Origin of the sequence: Agrobacterium tumefaciens (assembly GCF_009649785.1) — a bacterium.
Classification (GTDB): Bacteria; Pseudomonadota; Alphaproteobacteria; order Rhizobiales; family Rhizobiaceae; genus Agrobacterium; species Agrobacterium tumefaciens.
Genome location: NZ_WJOK01000060.1, coordinates 1 through 945 on the forward strand (window position 1 = coordinate 1; position 945 = coordinate 945).

Below are 945 nucleotides of genomic sequence, written 5' to 3' on the forward strand. Positions count from 1 at the left end.
GCGATCTTCTTGCCGCGCACGTCGCCACCCACCGCGTTGATGACCTTGCGGCCCATGGCGCGCTTGCGGTTGTCGTTGATGGCGATGGTGGTCTCGATCAGCCGCACAGGGGCGTCATAGTCCTGTGCGGTCTTGGCAAGCGCCAGCGTATCCTTGGGGAAACAGGAGCCGCCATAACCGGGGCCGGCATGCAGGAACTTCGCGCCGATGCGGCCATCGAGGCCGATGCCGCGCGAAATATCCTGAACATTGGCGCCGACCTTTTCGCATAGATCCGCCATTTCGTTGATAAAGGTGATCTTCATCGCCAGAAAGGCGTTGGCGGCATATTTGATCAGTTCCGAAGTGCGCCTGGTGGTGAAGAGCAAAGGCGACTGGTTGAGATAGAGCGGACGGTAAACCTCCGTCATCACCGGGCGGGCGCGCTCGTCGGAAAGACCGACGACGATGCGGTCCGGTCGCTTGAAATCCTCGATGGCCGCGCCTTCCCGCAGAAATTCCGGGTTGGAAACCACGGCAAAATCGGCCGAAGGGTTTTCTTCGCGGATGATGCGTTCCACCTCGTCCCCCGTGCCGACGGGAACGGTAGACTTGGTGACGATGACGGTGAAGCCTTCAAGCGAATGGGCGATTTCTTTCGCCGCCGCATAGACATAACCGAGATCGGCGTGGCCGTCGCCGCGACGCGAGGGCGTACCGACCGCGATGAAGACGACATCGGCATTGGCAACCGCGGAGGAGAGATCGGTGGTGAAGCTCAATCGGCCCGCCTTGGCGTTGTTGGCAACGATGACTTCCAGACCCGGTTCGAAGATCGGGATATGGCCGCTTTTCAGCGCTTCGATCTTCTCCGGCATCTTGTCCACGCAGATCACGTCATGGCCGAAATCGGCAAAACACGCACCGGAAACAAGGCCGACATAACCGGCACCGATCATCACTATC

At 60.0% G+C, this 945-nt stretch carries 1 protein-coding gene; it reads right to left on the bottom strand.

What is annotated here, in order from left to right:
- Positions 1–944 (bottom strand): UDP-glucose dehydrogenase family protein (locus GH784_RS27030; RefSeq protein WP_323131501.1); only part of this gene is annotated, 944 nt, incomplete at its 3' end.
- Position 945 lies beyond the last annotated feature (1 nt).